Origin of the sequence: Timaviella obliquedivisa GSE-PSE-MK23-08B, from assembly GCA_019358855.1 — a bacterium.
In the GTDB taxonomy this organism is placed as follows: Bacteria; Cyanobacteriota; Cyanobacteriia; order Elainellales; family Elainellaceae; genus Timaviella; species Timaviella obliquedivisa.
Genome location: JAHHII010000012.1, coordinates 71,461 through 87,272, shown reverse-complemented (window position 1 = coordinate 87,272; position 15,812 = coordinate 71,461). Strand labels below are relative to the sequence as shown.

17 protein-coding genes and 1 pseudogene are annotated in these 15,812 nt (G+C 47.5%); 4 read left to right on the top strand and 14 right to left on the bottom strand.

All coding sequences use genetic code 11. The annotated features are described in order from the left end of the window. Positions 1-104: 104 nt before the first annotated feature. Together recO and deoC are read right to left on the bottom strand one after the other, a co-directional pair. Positions 105-1,010 (bottom strand): DNA repair protein RecO, encoded by a 906-nt coding sequence (gene recO / locus KME11_18500; GenBank protein ID MBW4517201.1) that lies wholly within the window; start codon positions 1,008-1,010, stop codon positions 105-107. Between the two features lie 7 nt (positions 1,011-1,017). Beyond that, on the bottom strand, positions 1,018-1,704 hold the full coding sequence (gene deoC / locus KME11_18495; GenBank protein ID MBW4517200.1) for a deoxyribose-phosphate aldolase: 687 nt from the start codon (positions 1,702-1,704) through the stop codon (positions 1,018-1,020). Between the two features lie 147 nt (positions 1,705-1,851). On the opposite strand from deoC, the gene KME11_18490 reads away from it, so the two are divergent. Beyond that, the gene (locus KME11_18490) at positions 1,852-2,049 is read left to right on the top strand and encodes a hypothetical protein (GenBank protein MBW4517199.1); all 198 of its coding nucleotides are present in this window, start codon (positions 1,852-1,854) and stop codon (positions 2,047-2,049) included. Positions 2,050-2,057: 8 nt separating this feature from the next. On the opposite strand, the gene KME11_18485 is transcribed toward KME11_18490, so the two are convergent. Beyond that, positions 2,058-2,612, bottom strand: a complete 555-nt coding sequence (locus tag KME11_18485) for an alpha/beta hydrolase (protein MBW4517198.1) — start codon at positions 2,610-2,612, stop codon at positions 2,058-2,060. A gap of 57 nt (positions 2,613-2,669) precedes the next feature. Beyond that, entirely contained in the window at positions 2,670-3,356 is a 687-nt protein-coding gene (locus tag KME11_18480) for an SEC59/DGK1/VTE5 family protein (GenBank protein MBW4517197.1), read from the bottom strand. A 180-nt stretch (positions 3,357-3,536) separates the two neighbouring features. Here KME11_18480 and KME11_18475 point away from each other — a divergent pair, with 180 nt between their 5' ends. Further along, positions 3,537-4,463, top strand: coding sequence for a TIGR01777 family oxidoreductase (locus KME11_18475; protein ID MBW4517196.1), 927 nt, complete (start codon positions 3,537-3,539; stop codon positions 4,461-4,463). A gap of 108 nt (positions 4,464-4,571) precedes the next feature. On the opposite strand, the gene KME11_18470 is transcribed toward KME11_18475, so the two are convergent. The 7 genes from KME11_18470 to KME11_18440 all read right to left on the bottom strand — a co-directional run bounded on the left by KME11_18470 (position 4,572) and on the right by KME11_18440 (position 10,908). After that, positions 4,572-4,859: an Npun_R1517 family heterocyst differentiation transcriptional regulator gene (locus tag KME11_18470; GenBank protein ID MBW4517195.1), complete on the bottom strand. Its 288-nt coding sequence runs from the start codon at positions 4,857-4,859 to the stop codon at positions 4,572-4,574. Positions 4,860-5,758: 899 nt separating this feature from the next. After that, positions 5,759-6,565: an HAD family hydrolase gene (locus KME11_18465; protein ID MBW4517194.1), complete on the bottom strand. Its 807-nt coding sequence runs from the start codon at positions 6,563-6,565 to the stop codon at positions 5,759-5,761. Positions 6,566-6,606: 41 nt separating this feature from the next. After that, a complete protein-coding gene (locus KME11_18460) occupies positions 6,607-7,875 on the bottom strand; it encodes a GUN4 domain-containing protein (GenBank protein ID MBW4517193.1) in 1,269 nt (422 codons plus the stop codon). Between the two features lie 99 nt (positions 7,876-7,974). Further along, positions 7,975-8,727, bottom strand: coding sequence for an ATP-binding cassette domain-containing protein (locus KME11_18455; protein MBW4517192.1), 753 nt, complete (start codon positions 8,725-8,727; stop codon positions 7,975-7,977). 10 nt (positions 8,728-8,737) lie between these two features. Next, positions 8,738-9,301, bottom strand: coding sequence for a hypothetical protein (locus tag KME11_18450; GenBank protein ID MBW4517191.1), 564 nt, complete (start codon positions 9,299-9,301; stop codon positions 8,738-8,740). 77 nt (positions 9,302-9,378) lie between these two features. Further along, the gene (locus tag KME11_18445; GenBank protein ID MBW4517190.1) at positions 9,379-9,816 is read right to left on the bottom strand and encodes a DUF4079 domain-containing protein; all 438 of its coding nucleotides are present in this window, start codon (positions 9,814-9,816) and stop codon (positions 9,379-9,381) included. An 81-nt stretch (positions 9,817-9,897) separates the two neighbouring features. Further along, positions 9,898-10,908, bottom strand: a complete 1,011-nt coding sequence (locus tag KME11_18440) for a hypothetical protein (GenBank protein ID MBW4517189.1) — start codon at positions 10,906-10,908, stop codon at positions 9,898-9,900. 353 nt (positions 10,909-11,261) lie between these two features. On the opposite strand from KME11_18440, the gene KME11_18435 reads away from it, so the two are divergent. Next, complete coding sequence (locus KME11_18435; protein ID MBW4517188.1) at positions 11,262-12,605, top strand: hypothetical protein; 1,344 nt, start codon at positions 11,262-11,264, stop codon at positions 12,603-12,605. Between the two features lie 78 nt (positions 12,606-12,683). Here the strand turns inward: KME11_18435 and KME11_18430 are convergent, their stop codons facing one another. The 3 genes and pseudogenes from KME11_18430 to KME11_18420 all read right to left on the bottom strand — a co-directional run bounded on the left by KME11_18430 (position 12,684) and on the right by KME11_18420 (position 14,970). After that, the gene (locus KME11_18430; protein MBW4517187.1) at positions 12,684-13,853 is read right to left on the bottom strand and encodes a peptidoglycan DD-metalloendopeptidase family protein; all 1,170 of its coding nucleotides are present in this window, start codon (positions 13,851-13,853) and stop codon (positions 12,684-12,686) included. Positions 13,854-13,895: 42 nt separating this feature from the next. Beyond that, positions 13,896-14,506 (bottom strand): annotated as a pseudogene (locus KME11_18425) (LysE family translocator). A 2-nt stretch (positions 14,507-14,508) separates the two neighbouring features. After that, positions 14,509-14,970, bottom strand: a complete 462-nt coding sequence (locus tag KME11_18420; protein ID MBW4517186.1) for an Lrp/AsnC family transcriptional regulator — start codon at positions 14,968-14,970, stop codon at positions 14,509-14,511. Between the two features lie 164 nt (positions 14,971-15,134). On the opposite strand from KME11_18420, the gene KME11_18415 reads away from it, so the two are divergent. Further along, a complete protein-coding gene (locus KME11_18415; protein MBW4517185.1) occupies positions 15,135-15,725 on the top strand; it encodes a flavodoxin family protein in 591 nt (196 codons plus the stop codon). Positions 15,726-15,812 lie beyond the last annotated feature (87 nt).

Genomic DNA, 15,812 nt, shown 5'->3' with positions numbered 1-15,812 from the left:
GGATCATGCTCAGATCTAGCTTCGAGATAACGTGGGAGCACCATCTTGTCTGGTGCTGTTGACGCTTTAGGGGTTTCAAAATCAGACGGTCGCATCATCATGGTTTACGAACAGGGAGAAGGGGCGTTAGCGGGAACAAAGCAGGCATCAATGAGTGCCGCAGAACGAATGGGGCGATCGAGGTGATATTGAGCATAATGGCGCAATACTCGTTCAATGGAAAGCCACGCTTGATAATAATTAGGCTCTAAAATTGCCTCATCGACTTGCAGCAGATCTTGGATGAGGTTAGGTTGTGCCAATCGTTGAAGCAGCCATAACTCCAAGGCATTGAGTTGAGTTACCCATGCTGGATGCTCTTGGGTTGAGGAAGGGCTAGACACTTTGGAGCTATTTGAAGATAAAAGCGATAACTTTTTTTGAGGACGGGACGGGGAGGATAAATGGTCAAGTTCAGCAAGTTGAACAGTGCCTCCTGAGACAACGCTGAAGCCAATTCTCCAGTTAGGATCGCTCAGGTTTGGGGTAATGATGTGCCGAGTCACGCAGCACTCCTGGACTTGAGGTGTAATTCCTGCTAAGGCAAGGAGGTGAAAAGATGCATGGGTAAGGCAAGCAAGCGTTGCAGGAGATTTTTCTACGCGGCTGAGATGCTCTCTTATGAGGCAAAACAACTCGGCTTGAGGTTGATCGCTCAAGGCTTGACAGAGGGCAAGCTCTGCCAGGTACTGACCTGCGGTTAGTTTACTCAGGCTTTGACTAAGACCAGGATATGACTCCAAGCTCTCTGCTTGAATAACTTTGTCGAGGTTACGTCCTTGAACAATCAGCAGTTGATTGACAACGAATAAGCCGCTACGCCCACCCAAACTAGACTTGTGTTTACGAGCGCCAGGAGCGATCGCCCGAATTAAGCCAAACTCCTCTGTGAGAATGGTTAACAGGCGATCGGATTCTCCTGACGGCGCTGTCTTGAGATTAATTCCAATTGCCTTGTAAGTTCCACTCATATATTAATTAAGAGGCTAATCCTTCCTCAAGCGTACCGTGTTGCCGCACTAAAGCAGGGCCGTAGGAAGTTCCTAAACGAGTAGCACCTGCCATAATCAGCGCGATCGCCTGCTCTGCCGTCCGAATTCCACCCGAAGCTTTGATCGCCACCTGGTCTTTAGCAACCTGGTGCAGGAGTTGAACATCTGCCACTGTTGCGCCCCCTAACCAACCTGTGCTGGTCTTCAAAAACGAGACACCCGCATCAATGCAGATTTCGGCTGCCAACACCTTCTCTTCGTCACTCAGGATGGCAGTTTCCAGGATGGCTTTAATCGTTAGCCCTGTCTCGTCGACAATAGCAGCCAGTTCTCGATGTAACGCTTCAGTATTGCCAGATTTTAGCCAGCTTAAGTTAATAACCACATCCAACTCGTTAGCACCATTTTCCATGGCTTCCTGTGCCTCAAATCGCTTGACCGCAGAGGTCGTTGCCCCAGTCGGAAAACCAATCACAGTACAAACCTGAGGACGTTTATTATGCAAGAACTCTACCGCCTGACGAACAGCATTAGGGAAGATACAGACAGTTGGAAAGCCAAATCGATCTGCCTCTTCGCAGCACTTCAAAACCTGCTCTGGAGTAGCAGCAGGATTCAGAAGAGAGTGATCAATAAATTCTGCTAAGTTAATTTCAGTCGTAAATCCTGCCACGCTTCTACCCCGCTTGTTTTTAATCTGGCTTAATACCGCACAGTGTAAAGCAACACACTTCTGATTAGAGCGAGTACGTTATGCTATTAACGCATGACGAAATAATGGCTAACGAAATTTTCTCATGTATGATTTTCTGAGGTTATTATGGCTTCTCCATCCACTCCCCCAAGCCAGTTTTCGGAAGATACGACCTGGAATAGCCTGAAACGGGCGATCGCGACAAGTTCTGGGTTCAAGCGATGGCACCTTGAGCAGACGAGTAGCCCACAGATTCAGAGCATGAACCAAGAGCAACTGGTCAGTTGCTACTTGCGCGAAACCCTAGAGACTTTAGCCTATTAGGTTGCTTCTTAAAGCACTCCTCTAATTCGCTCTAAAAGGTTGTCAAGACCGCCTCTGAGAAGTGAAATCTGTGCATAGGTTTCTGAAAGACGATTACCATCGATATGAACTTCTTCAGTGGGGTAGTTCTGCGCCACCTCGAGAATGCTGATGTTGTTGTCCTCGCTTGCAGAGAGCACGAGGGCGGCTCGCATGGCTTGTTTGTCAGCTTTGCGAGAAGACGTGTAGATATATCGACTTAGTCGTTCTAGGGCGATGTCGCCAACGATGCTATTAAGAAACCGATCGAGCGTTACAACGTCAACCTCAACTGTGTCGGTGAGAGTTTGACGAATTGTCTCTGGGTCTTGCTTAGATGTTCGCAGATAAGCTTTGAGGTCACGCGAGAGTTTACCTGTCTCGGCAAAAGTAGTGAGTTCTTCGACAGAAACTGAACGCTCAAAGACGTTGTACTTAAGCACAACCTGTTCAGAGGCGAGCGCCATTGGGCTGATTAGAGAGAGGGCGATCGGGGTGCCCAGTGCTCCCCATATTGCCAGTTTCAAAGGTTTTTTATTAAACATCTTTCCTCTAACTGAACCCATTGTTCTCCATCATAGGCAGACGTTAGGGACATGGGTTTAGTTCCATAGGGAAAAGTCATTTAACAAGAAAGCCGCGATCGCACTTCCTAACGGCACAGTCAAATTATCAATACCCCATTTAGAGAAAGCCTCTAGACCTGTGGCGATCAGGGCGATCGCAGCAGCAACGAGCCAAGTTTGCCAAATATTTCCTTGCACAGATAGAAAAATAGAGCTACTGACACCGTAGCTAACTAGTGCCATGGTCAATGACCCCTCCCAACTTTTTTGCATTCCCCAAAGCTCGTAAGGGTGCCGTCCCCATTGTTTTCCAATAAGCGCTGCTAGTCCATCACCCCAAGTCATGATCAGCACGCCCATGACTGCATAGTAGACATGAGCTTGCCAAAAAATGCCAATTAAAACGCCAATACTGACGGCATAGAAAAAAGTGCCCAGGCTTTTTCGTCCAATGTTATTGATATCTGGCAAGATTGACAGTCGGTATGATAAAAGAGTCACTAAACTGAAGAGAACCGAAGCTAAAATTCCCATCCATGCCGGAATTTTTAGCCACCAGGCAAGTAGAATAACGTTGCCCGTGCCAATATGGACAATTTTGCGAACCATTTCAGGCTGGGCATGGGCAACCCGACGAAGAACTTCAGCGATCGCCACTACAAAGGCTAGCCACACTGCCACCACAGCAATCTGTAAGCTCAAACTGGGTTCGATTAGGAACATAGAGTTCAACAAAATGGACTCATTTAGAAAATATCACTCTTCTCAATTTAGAAGATTTTTGGGCTGAACTCACCAACTCTTCAGCATTCAAGGCAACCTTACAGTCTGTATACTGACCTATTGAAGGTATTTTGAAACGTTCAGAGTGAGTGCTAGGGCGTTTATTCAATTCAGAGGCTTATGAAAGTAGCAGTAACTGGGGCAACAGGATTTGTGGGGAGTCGCTTGGTCGAGCGACTTCAGGCAGAAGGGCATCAGATCTTGGTATTGACCCGTAGCGCCGAACAAGCAAAACGAGTTTTTCCGACAGCCACATTTTCTGATGTAGAAATTGTGGCTTACTCGCCCCTAGAATCGGGCGCTTGGCAGCGATCGATTTCTGGATGCGATGCCGTCGTGAATTTGGCAGGAGCGCCCATCGCTGAGAGCCGTTGGACTCCAGAACGTAAGCAAGAAATTTCTGACAGCCGCAAACTGGGCACGCGGAAAATTGTAGAGGCGATCGCGCAAGCAAGCCCTAAGCCCACGGTTCTGGTTAATTCCTCTGCCATTGGCTACTATGGCACCAGTGAAACCGCAGTGTTTGAAGAATCTGCTAAACCCGGCAGTGATTTCTTGGCACAGGTCTGTCAAGACTGGGAGTATGAGGCAGAGCGGGTCAAGTCGGCTGGCGTGCGGCTGGTGATTTTACGAACGGGAATTGTATTGGGAATGGGTGGGGCGATCGCCAAAATGTTGCTGCCCTTCCGAATGTTTGCTGGAGGTCCAATTGGCAGTGGTCGGCAGTGGTTCTCATGGATTCACCGAGATGACTTAGTCAGCCTGATTCTTCAAGCTTTGACTCAAACTGAGATGACGGGCACCTACAATGCCACGGCTCCTCAGCCAGTGCGCATGGCAGAACTGTGTCAAGCCTTAGGGCAAGTCATGAACCGTCCGTCCTGGCTACCTGTGCCAGACTTTGCCCTCGAAGCGTTGTTAGGAGATGGAGCGCAGGTTGTACTGCAAGGTCAGCAGGTTCTCCCGAAACGGACTGAATCTAGTGGGTTTAAGTTTACTTACTCGACTGTGAAACCCGCACTGAAAGAGATTTTGAGCCAATCATAAAAATAGAGCGGGGACATGAGTTTTCACGTCCCCGCAGGTGCTTAGTGGATTTAAACAAAGTTAGTGAAGCCAAACCCCTACAGACCGAAATCTGTAGAAATCTGTGATTTAAGCCAGGTCTTTAGAATTACGCAAGCGAATTAACTGACGGCGCATTTCAGGAGAAGCTTCTATTTCAGAAACTTCTGTGACTTCAGCATGAGCTTGGAGTGGCTCAAGGTATTCGTCTGCGCCGTAGGAAAATGCGTCTAGTAGTGCTTCTAATAGCTGTTCGCGATCGCGGGGAAGATTTTTATCTTCAATGAGCCGAAACTTTAGATGAATTTCGCAGTTGTATACAGCAAGTTCAGAATCAAGAGGTTGAGAGTTAAAAGAATCAGAAGAATCAGATTTCATCAGGAACAACAGCGATCCCGGCGCTGCAGTAGAAGGTTGATTTGAATCAGGCTGAACACACGGCTTAATCAATCTACCTTCGACGCTCCCTCCAATGACCCTAAGGTCAGTAGAAGACCATTTAAGCAGAATTCCCTTCAAGAGGGATTTATATCGCTGGAATACTCACTCTTTAGCATTCCCACAACATCTAACAGATCTGCTAATAGGCGAAACTAAAGTAAGCACGTCTTCTTACTCCTCTGATAGATCACTGATCTGCACGCAATGGATAAAGTAGGGATCAATCCATTAATATTTAGTAATACTAACAATAGCACCCTTATTTGTGCTCACAAAGATGATTCTATAAAGCCTTTGTGAGGAATGAGGCATTTATATAAAAACGAGTTAAAGGCAAAGTTGAGGAGAAATTTATCTCAAAGGATGTTGCCTCAGCAGGCAATTGAAAAACCTACAAGACCTGGAAAACACGGGTAACTTGTCTACAACCAAGCTGCGGGTCAACCCAAAAATTGGAGTTAATTACTAACTGATGAATATTATTCTTGGGTGGAATATATGTTGCAGTTTAATTTTTTGCTTATCTCTAAAAATAAAGATGGTTCCAATACAAGTTAGTTTAATTCATCTTTTATTCTTGACAAACAAACCCTACAGAGTTAGGTCAGTGTTGTGTTACTGAGAAGATAAAAAAATGAGTGAATTCTTGTTTTAAAAATAGTGTATGTAGAATAAAACAAGCGAAAGAACTTAATTTAACGGCGATTTAACTGAGGCGATCGCCTCAGTTAATTAAGTTTTATCAGTCGCGTTGCCTAAAGTTTTAGCTTTAATCAATGAATCAATATTTTTACTGAAAAGAAAACGTTAAAGGATACTTCAAAACTGCTTGAGATTTAAATCCATAGAGAAAACTCGCCAGCAAAGGTTGAAAGTGATAGAAGATGAATTCTAGGGTCTTGTCTGGCGGCTTCTCGGTCTGAGGCAGTATTGTATCCCCAATCGCCTAAAAAAAGCCGAACAGGGCTTAGGTCAGGCTGAACGGTAATGGCTTGTAGAGTTTTTAGCCGATCTTCGACAAACCAGATCCTGAGATGCTCTGTTTGCTGACTCAGATTTTGCTGACTCAGATCTTGAATGAGGGCACGGAGCGTTTGTGATTTGGGTTGTTTAAGGGACTTACCGAAAATTTGAGATTGGGGAAAGTCGATGCCTTGTTGTTGCAACAACTGAACCACAAATCGTTCTTCTTTAGTAGTGATAATGACAGGATGCAAAGAACTAATCTGCTGAAGTCGCTCAATGACTCCGGGATAAAACTGATGGAGAGCCAGCCAACTTTCTAGATCGTTGGCAATCCACCGATCGCGTGTGTGATCGACTTGATTGCCGATTTCGGTGGGGGATAGCCCAGTGGCTTTGGCAAGCTGAGGGGCGATCGCGGCCCAGTTCGCTAAAATCTCTATCTCAGAAACGCCTGACAGAATTGCCTGAATCACTACAGGCATTTCCCATCCGGTTTCCACTACTGGACGCAAGCGATTAAACTCTTCTGCCAAACCTTCAGGCAGCACTGCTTCAGGATGCGACCAGATTTGGCAGTAAACTCGCCAAGCTGTCTGAAAATATTCCATCAAACCGTTGCAGAGAACTCCATCAAAATCGAGTGCTAAAAGAGTGGGGGCAGTTTCTATTTCTGTCATGACTGGAGGAAGGCAGGGTTGAAGGAAAGGCAGTGAGGACACTAGTTAAAGCCGCACTGTTCTAAGCGATCGATAAAGGCAGTAATTATTTGATGATCCATACGACAGCCGCCACGACCTGAGCCAATGCCTCCATAGCGACAGGCTTCCCCCCAAGGAATTTTCCAGAACCAGAGGGCTGGCAAGTGACCAGTGGGGGCTTGAAGAGTGAAGTCAAGTTGATTGTAGTATCTCAAGAATTCTAAGCGCTTGACCCACCAGCCAACATTTTTACTAAATTCTAAGGCGCGTTCTTCGTCGGAGCGACTCGGATTAACGGAGTTTTCGGTGGAGATAGTCACGCCAGAATAGAGCCGATATTGCACTCTAAAACTAAATTGTTCATCACTATATCTGCCCCAAAGACGATCGATGGTGTGTAGGTCGGTGCAAGGAAATTCGGCAAGCGCGATCGTGTCTAACCAACCAGCCTGACTGCGCGCGGTTGCCTGAAGCATGACATTCAACGTCTCCTCATCAGCTTCTTTCCATTGATTTGCTTCTAGCAGATCTTGGAGATGGGTGTAGTCCACGTCGCAGTCAGAACTGAGACTGGGCGGATCGAGGCGGGTGGTAGGGAGAATTGGCGCCTGAAGGCTTTCATCCGACTCAGTGAAACTGGAAAATGGCAGGTGGGTCGTAGAGACTTCGGCAAACCTAGAAAATGGCGGTGAAGTTGTGAAAGGTTCCAAGTCAATGTCATCTACTAGCTTGGCTTCAAGCGGGTCGGGCAACCGAAAATCTTGAGGATCAGGCGCTGTAGTCACTATGGATTGCGGGTCAATTGACGGCGAGTCGGAAAATGAGGAGTTTAGATCTGGGAGAAAAGGGGCGACTACGGCAGAAGAGTCATGCACTGAGGGCTGGCTAACTTTTTGTGCAATGAGTTGTCCTTCGATTTTAATGACATCGGGTCTTTGTAAACCCAGGCTATCTTGCAATTGCCATAGCCGATTCTGATGCGTAGGATTGAGGGGAAATTCTTGACGAATCGCATCAGAAAATTCTTGCTCGTAGCGGTACAAGGACTCTTTGTAGGCACGGCTTTGAGTTTGAAATTCGTGGTCAACTCTCGCTTCGATCGCCTCTACCTCTTGTTCAGTGAGTTCTAGAGATTGTTGAAGTTGCTGTAAGCCGTAGCGCATCTCCTGACCAGGGGGCGATTCTTGGCGAATGATTTGTAAAAAATCCTGCCTATAGCGGTCTAGACGCTCTTGATGTTCTCTGGTCTGGGCGCTTGCGGCTGCGTCAGTACGATTGTCTGAGTTCATACTCGATACGTTTTTAACAGAGAAAAGTTGGTTGTGTTAACGATATCGCTATCCGTACTGTTACACAACTCTGATACATAACTCTGGCATCAGCGTGGCTTACTCCCATTCGTGGGATGCTTGGATTTCAGCTTGAATCAAGTTTTCTTGCAGTTCTGCCCAGTCTATTTGGGCGCTGGGTAAGTCTTGCATCAGTCTGCCTTGTTGCATCTGCAACACGCGATCGCAAAATTGTTGAGCCAAATTGATCTGATGATTGATCATCAAAATAGTGGTTTGTTGAGTTTGGGAAAGCTCGATCAGTAACTTTAGTAAATAGTCTGCTCGTCCTACATCTAGGGCTGAGGTAGGCTCATCAAGCAGGAGAACCTTGGGTTGAATCATCAAAGCACGGGCGATCGCGACCCACTGTCGTTGCCCTACCGAAAGCTGGATTTCTAGTCGCTCTAGCCAATCTTGAGGAATGTGCATTTGCTCGATCCCACGGCTAATCCGTTGCTCAATAGCAGCTTGTGGAATGCCTCGCAACAACAAGGGATAAGCAAGGGCTTGGCGAACCGTCATGCCCAAAAGCTTGGACTCTTGCTGAACAAGAGTAATTTGTTGGCGAAGAGAAACAATAGGGATACGGCGGATATCTTGGTCTTCAAAGAAAATATTGCCTTGGCTGGCTTCGCTCAAGCGGTTGAGCAGCCGTAGAAGAGAGGTTTTACCTGAGCCAGATTGCCCAATGATGGCAAGGCGATCGCCCCGAAAGACTTTGAAGGAAATATCATCGAGCAAAGATTGATCCCCTAATCCTGCCTTCAGACCCACTCTCTCGAAACGAATTATTTCTTCAGACCCATTCATCTGCTCACCCTTACCCTAAGCCTGTCCAATCCAATGCTGTCCAAACAGTCCAACTATCGATCGCTAACAGAAAAACAGTTAGCACCAACAAAAATAGATACATCCAGGGCTGTGCCAAAGGTCGGACATCAGTGGTATCAATTCCTGTTTTTACCTGAACTTGCCGGACAAACTGAGCAAAACCTGCGATCCGCATGGGCAAAAGATATGCTTGCTCTGAAGTGCTGAGAAAGTAGTAAACGATGCCACCTTGCCCAGTAGAGCGAGGCTTGAGAGCTTTGACCTCTGCCCAAGGAAGCGACCAGCCCTTCCGAAATAGTTGAGGAACCCAGGCAGGATAGGCGACCTGAACCCCCTGCTCATCAACAATAACCCGTTCACAAAGCGCTGCGTAAAGCGCTAGTCCACCCAATATTAAACCGATCGCCAATACCATGGGCGGCACAGCAGCATGGGTTACCGCCGCGAGGAACGGCAGTGGCACAGTCAGTGAGACATAAAACAAAAGTAGGGTAATCCGAATTAGCGGTGAGAGATGGAAGACTCTGGGCTGAAAAGGTTCGGAGGACTGGATTTGGGGAATTCGGCTAGGAATAGAAGATGACACAATGAAAGGAGGAGAAGGTTGTCCTTAATTTAGCGTGAGTTTGATTAAGGTAAGTACTTTTGAACAATTGTCCAGCCTGTTAAAGTCACAGTGGTAAAGCCCAGAAAGAGCGCCAGGTTTGTGCCGATGTGAAGCGATCGTGCCCAAGGACGCTTAGGGCTAATTTGGGTAGAACTCCAGGCAGAGAGCAACGTTAGAGCCACCACCACCAATCCAGCAGGCAAGTGGGCTGAATGTCCTAGGTTGCCATAGTAGCCCAGGGTGCCGACCAGTCCAATCACCATCAGCAGCACAACAAGCGTGACCATTGTGCCACCCACAATATAGTGAGCGGGGCGCAGCCACTTAGGGCGAGGTTGGCTATTACGACGGCTCAGAAAGAGCCAGGAGCCAGAAGTCGCCAAGAGCAAGTAGGCAAAGAGGGAAAAACCCATTGACCAGGCAGCAATACGCCAGAGCCAGAGGAAGGAGGGGAGGTGCATAAATTAGGTTAGGGCGATCGCCTAGAGGGCAGGCTGCCCCCTTCATCAACGCTATGAATATCAGGGGCATCTCTTTAGCTTTTAGCTTTCGCTGTCGTCTGTCAATATTTTGAGGCGAATAGGATGGGAAAAGACTGTGCCTTCTTCTCCAAGGTTGACTTCGATTGTGTTGTTAGTTAAAGGAGCTAAGCAAGAAAGGAGCGATCGCAAATGGGGTGTACTCTCACCGCTGTCAACAAAGACGCGCTCAGCAAGAGTATTTAACCGTTTCCAGGTAGTGTAGAGCTTGGCGGCGGTTTGCTCTAACTGCGAAGCATTATTGACCAAATCAGCCGTGCTGCTCAAACATCCCAGCCTCAGCGCTTCTTCTAGAGCGGCTTCTAAGTCTATGGACTCGTGGTTGAAGATTTGGACTTGCGTAGCGGCGGTTAAGTACTTTGCCAAATAATGGGCTTCGGCGGTTACCTGCTTAACAGTTTCGATCTCAGGATTCTCTGCAATTTCCGATCGCAAGAAGTTTTGGTGGGATTCAGGAAGTTTTGCCATTTCCTTAACGAGCGGAGTTAGGTAGCGGGCAGGCACACTATGGTTCGCAGCTTTTTCCTTAATTTCTATAGGCAAAAGGTCAGAGGTGACTGCTGTCCATTCGTCAGAAAGCTGACGGACATCGCGGCGGGTCATGCGATCGCCCCGTTGCACGGCTTCGCTAACTAATTGCTGAACTTCGGGAGATGCCTGCGCAGTTTCAACAAAGGCTCGTTTGCTGAAGTGCTTCACATCTTCAACTTCTAGCATTCCACTTTGTAGCAGCGCGTCAGCACTGTTGGCTAATTCGATCAACGAGTAAGCCTGACTTTTGCTGATTTCTCGATCTTGGAGCCATTTCAAAAAACCTGCGCCTCGCTCATCGCCGCCGCGTTTTTGGCGATCGCGCACAGTTCGTAGAATTCTGCCGCGCCAAATTTCGGTCTGTAGATCAAAGCGATCGCACACCTGCCAGGCAGTTTCGATTTGCTGCTGAAAATCATAATCTGAAACCTGATCGTCTTGGGGGTCAGGTAGCTCAAAGTTAAGTTCGGTATTATCGCCCAAATCGCCAGCAAAGGTTCTGGGTAGCGGTGTTGAACTATTTTCGACCAGATGAAGGGCTTGAACCATAACTGAATTCCATGCGAGAGCCGATCGATTATGGCACGACTTGAGCAAATGACTACGGTGGTGCCCTAGATGTGTTGACGCGTTACTCAGAAAAATAGGAGGCATCTAGACTTTGCAATTTAAATCAATATTTCTAATGCACCATCATCTTTTGGTTAATTTGGATGTTAATAGAGCGTTTTCACCCTCTTGTGTACTGTGACTTCCTAATTCAGCAGAATACCTTATGAATATCGGGATTAGGCGATCGCACAATGCCCCCGACAACCCATAAGAGGATTTTATTTATGACTGACTCCATCTTATTTTGGAATCAAGTGGCGCTCGACGCATCAAAAGTAGACTTTTCGACCAAAGAACCCACCGACAAGATGATGCCTCAACAAGGTGGCCCTACTCGCAACTCACGGGCGTTGGCGATCGTTCATTTGGCAATGTACGATGCCTACGCGGGCGTAGTATCTGGCTCAACTTATCTCCAGTACGAAACCTTTGAAAAGCCTACTAGTTCTGAGCTTTTGGTAGCGCAAGTGGCAGCAGCAACGGCAGCAACATATACTTTGATTGCCCTGTTTAGCAACCAAAAAGACTCCTTCTTAAAGGAGCATCAAGAATTTTTGGTGATGCTGAACGCCGACGCTGCTCAAGTAGAAGCTGGAATAGTTTGGGGTAGAATTGTCGCCAGCAAAATGCTAGTAGCTCGTGACAAGGATGGTTCCGATGCTCCTGACAATGCTTATGTTCCTAGTCCTTTACCTGGAAAACATCGCCCTGATCCTGTCAATGTTACCCAAGGGTTCTTGGGACCTCTGTGGGGCAACGTTAAGCCTTTTGGGATTAACAATTTGATCGAGAAGGTTCCCGGTACACCCCCGCCTACTCTTGATTCGGTAGAGTACAAGACTGATTACAATCAGGTCTATGACAAAGGACGAGATCAAGGCGGCAGTCGTACACCTGGAGAAACCACCATTGGTTTGTACTGGGCATATGATGGTGCGCGCAATATTGGAGTTCCCCCTCGCTTGTATAACCAGGTGGTACGGGCGATCGCCATGAAAGCGAACGCTACCGAAGAACAGAACGCCAAACTATTTGCCATGATCAACGTGGCAATGGCAGACGCAGGGATTCAATGCTGGCACGAAAAGTATACCTACAACTTCTGGCGACCTATTGTCGGTATTCGGGAAGCCGACGAAGGCTGGGGGCCTACCGGCATAGGCGACGGCAATTCCTGCACCAAGGGCGATCCTGACTGGATGCCACTGGGAGCACCCCGCACCAACCAGCCTGACAGCCCGTCTGTTACGCCAAATTTCCCCGCATATCCATCGGGGCACGCCACCTTTGGTACTACAGCAATGCACCTGACCCAGATCTTCTTATGCTTACCCGATGACTTTGAGTTTGAGCTAGTCTCCGACGAACTCAACGGTGAAAGCGTTGGCAGAGGTGGTGCGGTGCGTACTCGTTACAATCCCAAATTGACCATTCCCAAAGCCATTGAAGAAAACATTCTCAGCCGCGTGTACCTGGGAGTTCACTGGGAGTTCGATGCTCGTGAAGGCGCACGGAATGGTCGTCGGATTGCGGAAATGATTTGCCAGTCTTTCCCGGCAATGGCATAGACAATTTTGGCTCTTAGCCTCAATCAAAACTTCAAAATACTACAGATAAATTTACGGTCGTAAGTTTATCTGTAGTATTTAAAAGTAGCTGATGGGGTTAACGGGTTCGCCGCTGACCCGGACTTCAAAATGGAGGTGGGGTCCTGTCGATAGTCCGCTAGAGCCGATGGCGGCGATCGCCTGTCCACGCTGCACTGTGTCGCCTTCTGCTACGTAAAGCTCGCTGCTATGCCCATAGAGCGTTGTGACACCGCCATGATCAATTAGGACAGCTTGTCCATAGCCGCCATACCAGCCAGCCAAAATCACAGTTCCAGATTGTGCAGCGAAAATGGGACTCCCGTAATCTGCCCCAAAATCTAAGCCTGAATGAAAGCGAACGTAGCCTAAAATTGGGTGCATCCGATCGCCGAACGGACTGGTAATAGGGCCATTAGAGGGGTAGCCCATCAAGCCTGTGCTAGGAAGCACTGCCGCAATGTTGCTACGGGATTGTTCGGCAAGCCGTTGTTGAATAAGGGCAGCAATATTTTCAGAGTCTCTAGAAAGCTGTTCTTCGGCGGCTTCTAAGGCACCCTGATCTTGCTTAAGACGATCAATGTTGGTCTTCTGAGTATCTGCTTCTGCTTGGAATTCAGACTTTTGGGCGAGTAGTTCTTGAGTAAGCAAGGCAACGGTGTTTTTTTGAGTGGACACCGCTCGCCGTTGGGTTTCAATTTTGTTGGACTGGGCTTTGAGGGTGACTAGGGTTTGGCGATCGCCCTTGTAAACTTGCTGGATCTGATAGCGGCGATCGAGAAATTCGTTCAAGTTTTGACTTTGTAATAAAACTGCCCAACCTTGGACATGCTGCTGACGCTGAAGAAATTTGAGCCGGGCAATGGTGGCAAACTGTTTTTGCTGATAGCCTGCCTCTACGCTGGCTAAGTTGATTTGCAGTTTGTTGAGGCGCTGACTGGCGTTTTGCAGCTTCTTCTCGTTGGCAGAAATTTGTGCGGTAGTTGCTTTAATTCGGATCTGAATGCCGCCTAGCTTCGTTTGGGCAGAGGCTTCTTGTCGTTGAATGCGATCGCGCTGCTCAGTAACTGTTGATCTCTGTCGCTCTAAGTCACTTTGTTGTTTTTGCAGTTGGTCAAGGGGCGTTTGGGCAATTACGGGCACAACCGAGCTACCTACATTAATCAAGAAAAACGCAAAGACCAAAGAAAGCGCAAAGACCAGCCATCGCTCTCCCAACAAGCGCCGCATTGGTTGCCGCCCTGCAAATCGATTCAACATTTTAATACCTGCTTAACCCAACGAATAGAGCGCAATGAGACCAAAGCTCAAAAGGATCAAACCAGAGATTCTATTCAAGCTGCGTAGGCTTGGCGCATTAACTTTTGTGCGAAACAAGCTTGCCCCAAAACTGAGAAGAAACCACCATAAAGCCGATCCCATGAACACACCTGTCACTAAAACAGCGGCAATAGCATAATCGCTTGTTGCTGCCAGCCCCGATCCGGCAAACACTCCGGCAAACATCAAAATTGTCATGGGGTTCGTTAGGGTTAAAAAATAGTAGAGGTATAAAGTGAAACATAAGTCCTTCGCATTTCTAGCCCCGTAGAATTTTCTTCAACAGGTTTCGTCAAAAAGGTCTTGACTCCCAAATAATAAAGAAATAGCCCCCCAATAATACGCAGCCAAAACGCCTGACTGACCAGCAAATCAGAGAGAAATGTCAGTCCAAATGCTGCGACAAAGCCATAAAATCCATCTGCCGTTGCTGCTCCTAGTCCGGTTAGTAAACCTGCCGTCCGTCCTAACGTTAAACTCCGTCGAATGCAAAGAATTCCAATGGGGACTACAGACGCAGCAATCAAGAAACCTAGCATCAACCCCTGCAAAAAAATCAGCATTCTTACACCTGCTTTTTAAGGGGTAATACCGTCGTTTCCTTCACTGTGGAAAGCACGATCGTGGTGCGTGTTCTTAAAATGCCAGGAAGCTCCTTGACATCACTAATAAGCCGTTCTAAATCGTGGGTATCTTGACAGCGCACCTTCAGCCAATAGTCGTCGTCTCCCGTGACGTGATGGCATTCCTGAATTTCGGGAAGTTGCTCAACCTTTTTGAGGAACGGGGCACGGTATTTGGGTTTTTCTAGCGTAACTGCAATTAATGCCGTTAACGGATAGCCGATCGCCTCTGGATTTACCAAAGCTGTGTAACCCCTGATCACCTGTCGCTCTTCCAATCGGCGAACGCGATCGGCAGTTGCTGGAGCAGATAATTCCAGAGCACCCGCCAGTTCTGCCCAAGTTATTCGTCCGTGGGTCATAAGATATTGAATAACTTTGGAATCTATCTCATCTAAGTCCATTTAGTTTGTTTAATAAGTTAATAAACTACTAAAACTTTCTTTTCAAAATAAAGCAAGCTAGAAACATAAGTTTCGTAAGTTCAAAGGATCTGCTTTTTAGGACAATCTTGTCATCTCTTCCGTCTGCTAGTATCGAGCAGTCACTTCTATCCCACCCAATTTTTATGACTAACGTTGCGATTATTTATTTCTCTGGCAACGGACACACTCATTTAATGGCTGAAGCCGTTGCTGCCGGAGCTAAACAAGCTTCCAACACTGCTGTTGAAGTGCTGCGGATCACTGGCGACCAAATTACCCAAGGGCGCTGGCACAATGACGAAATGCTGCAAAAGTTGCATCAAGCCGATGCAATTATCTTTGGTTCACCCACTTACATGGGCGGCGTGGCGGCTCAGTTCAAAGCTTTTATTGATGCGGCTTCAAGCGTTTGGTTCACGCAAGGGTGGAAAGACAAAGTTGCGGGGGGCTTTACTCATTCTGGTTCTCCCAGTGGCGATAAGCAGGGCACACTTTTATACCTCATGACTAATGCAATGCAGCATTGTATGGTCTGGGTGGGTAACGCTGATGCCAACCAATACTCTGACGCACCTGATGCCGTCAATCGTTTAGGGTCTTATGCGGGCGTGATGGGGCAGAGTCCTCCTGATATGACAGGTAAACCTGCAGAGGTTCATCAGGGCGATTTGCTGACAGCACAAAACTACGGCAAACGAATTGCAGAGGCAGCGCAGCGCTGGAAGATGGGATAGAGTACAAGACTCGTTATAGAAAAAGACCTCTGCTTAATCTTTGACGGGGACTTATGGAGCAATAGCTTAGATTTAAGGCAATAGCTT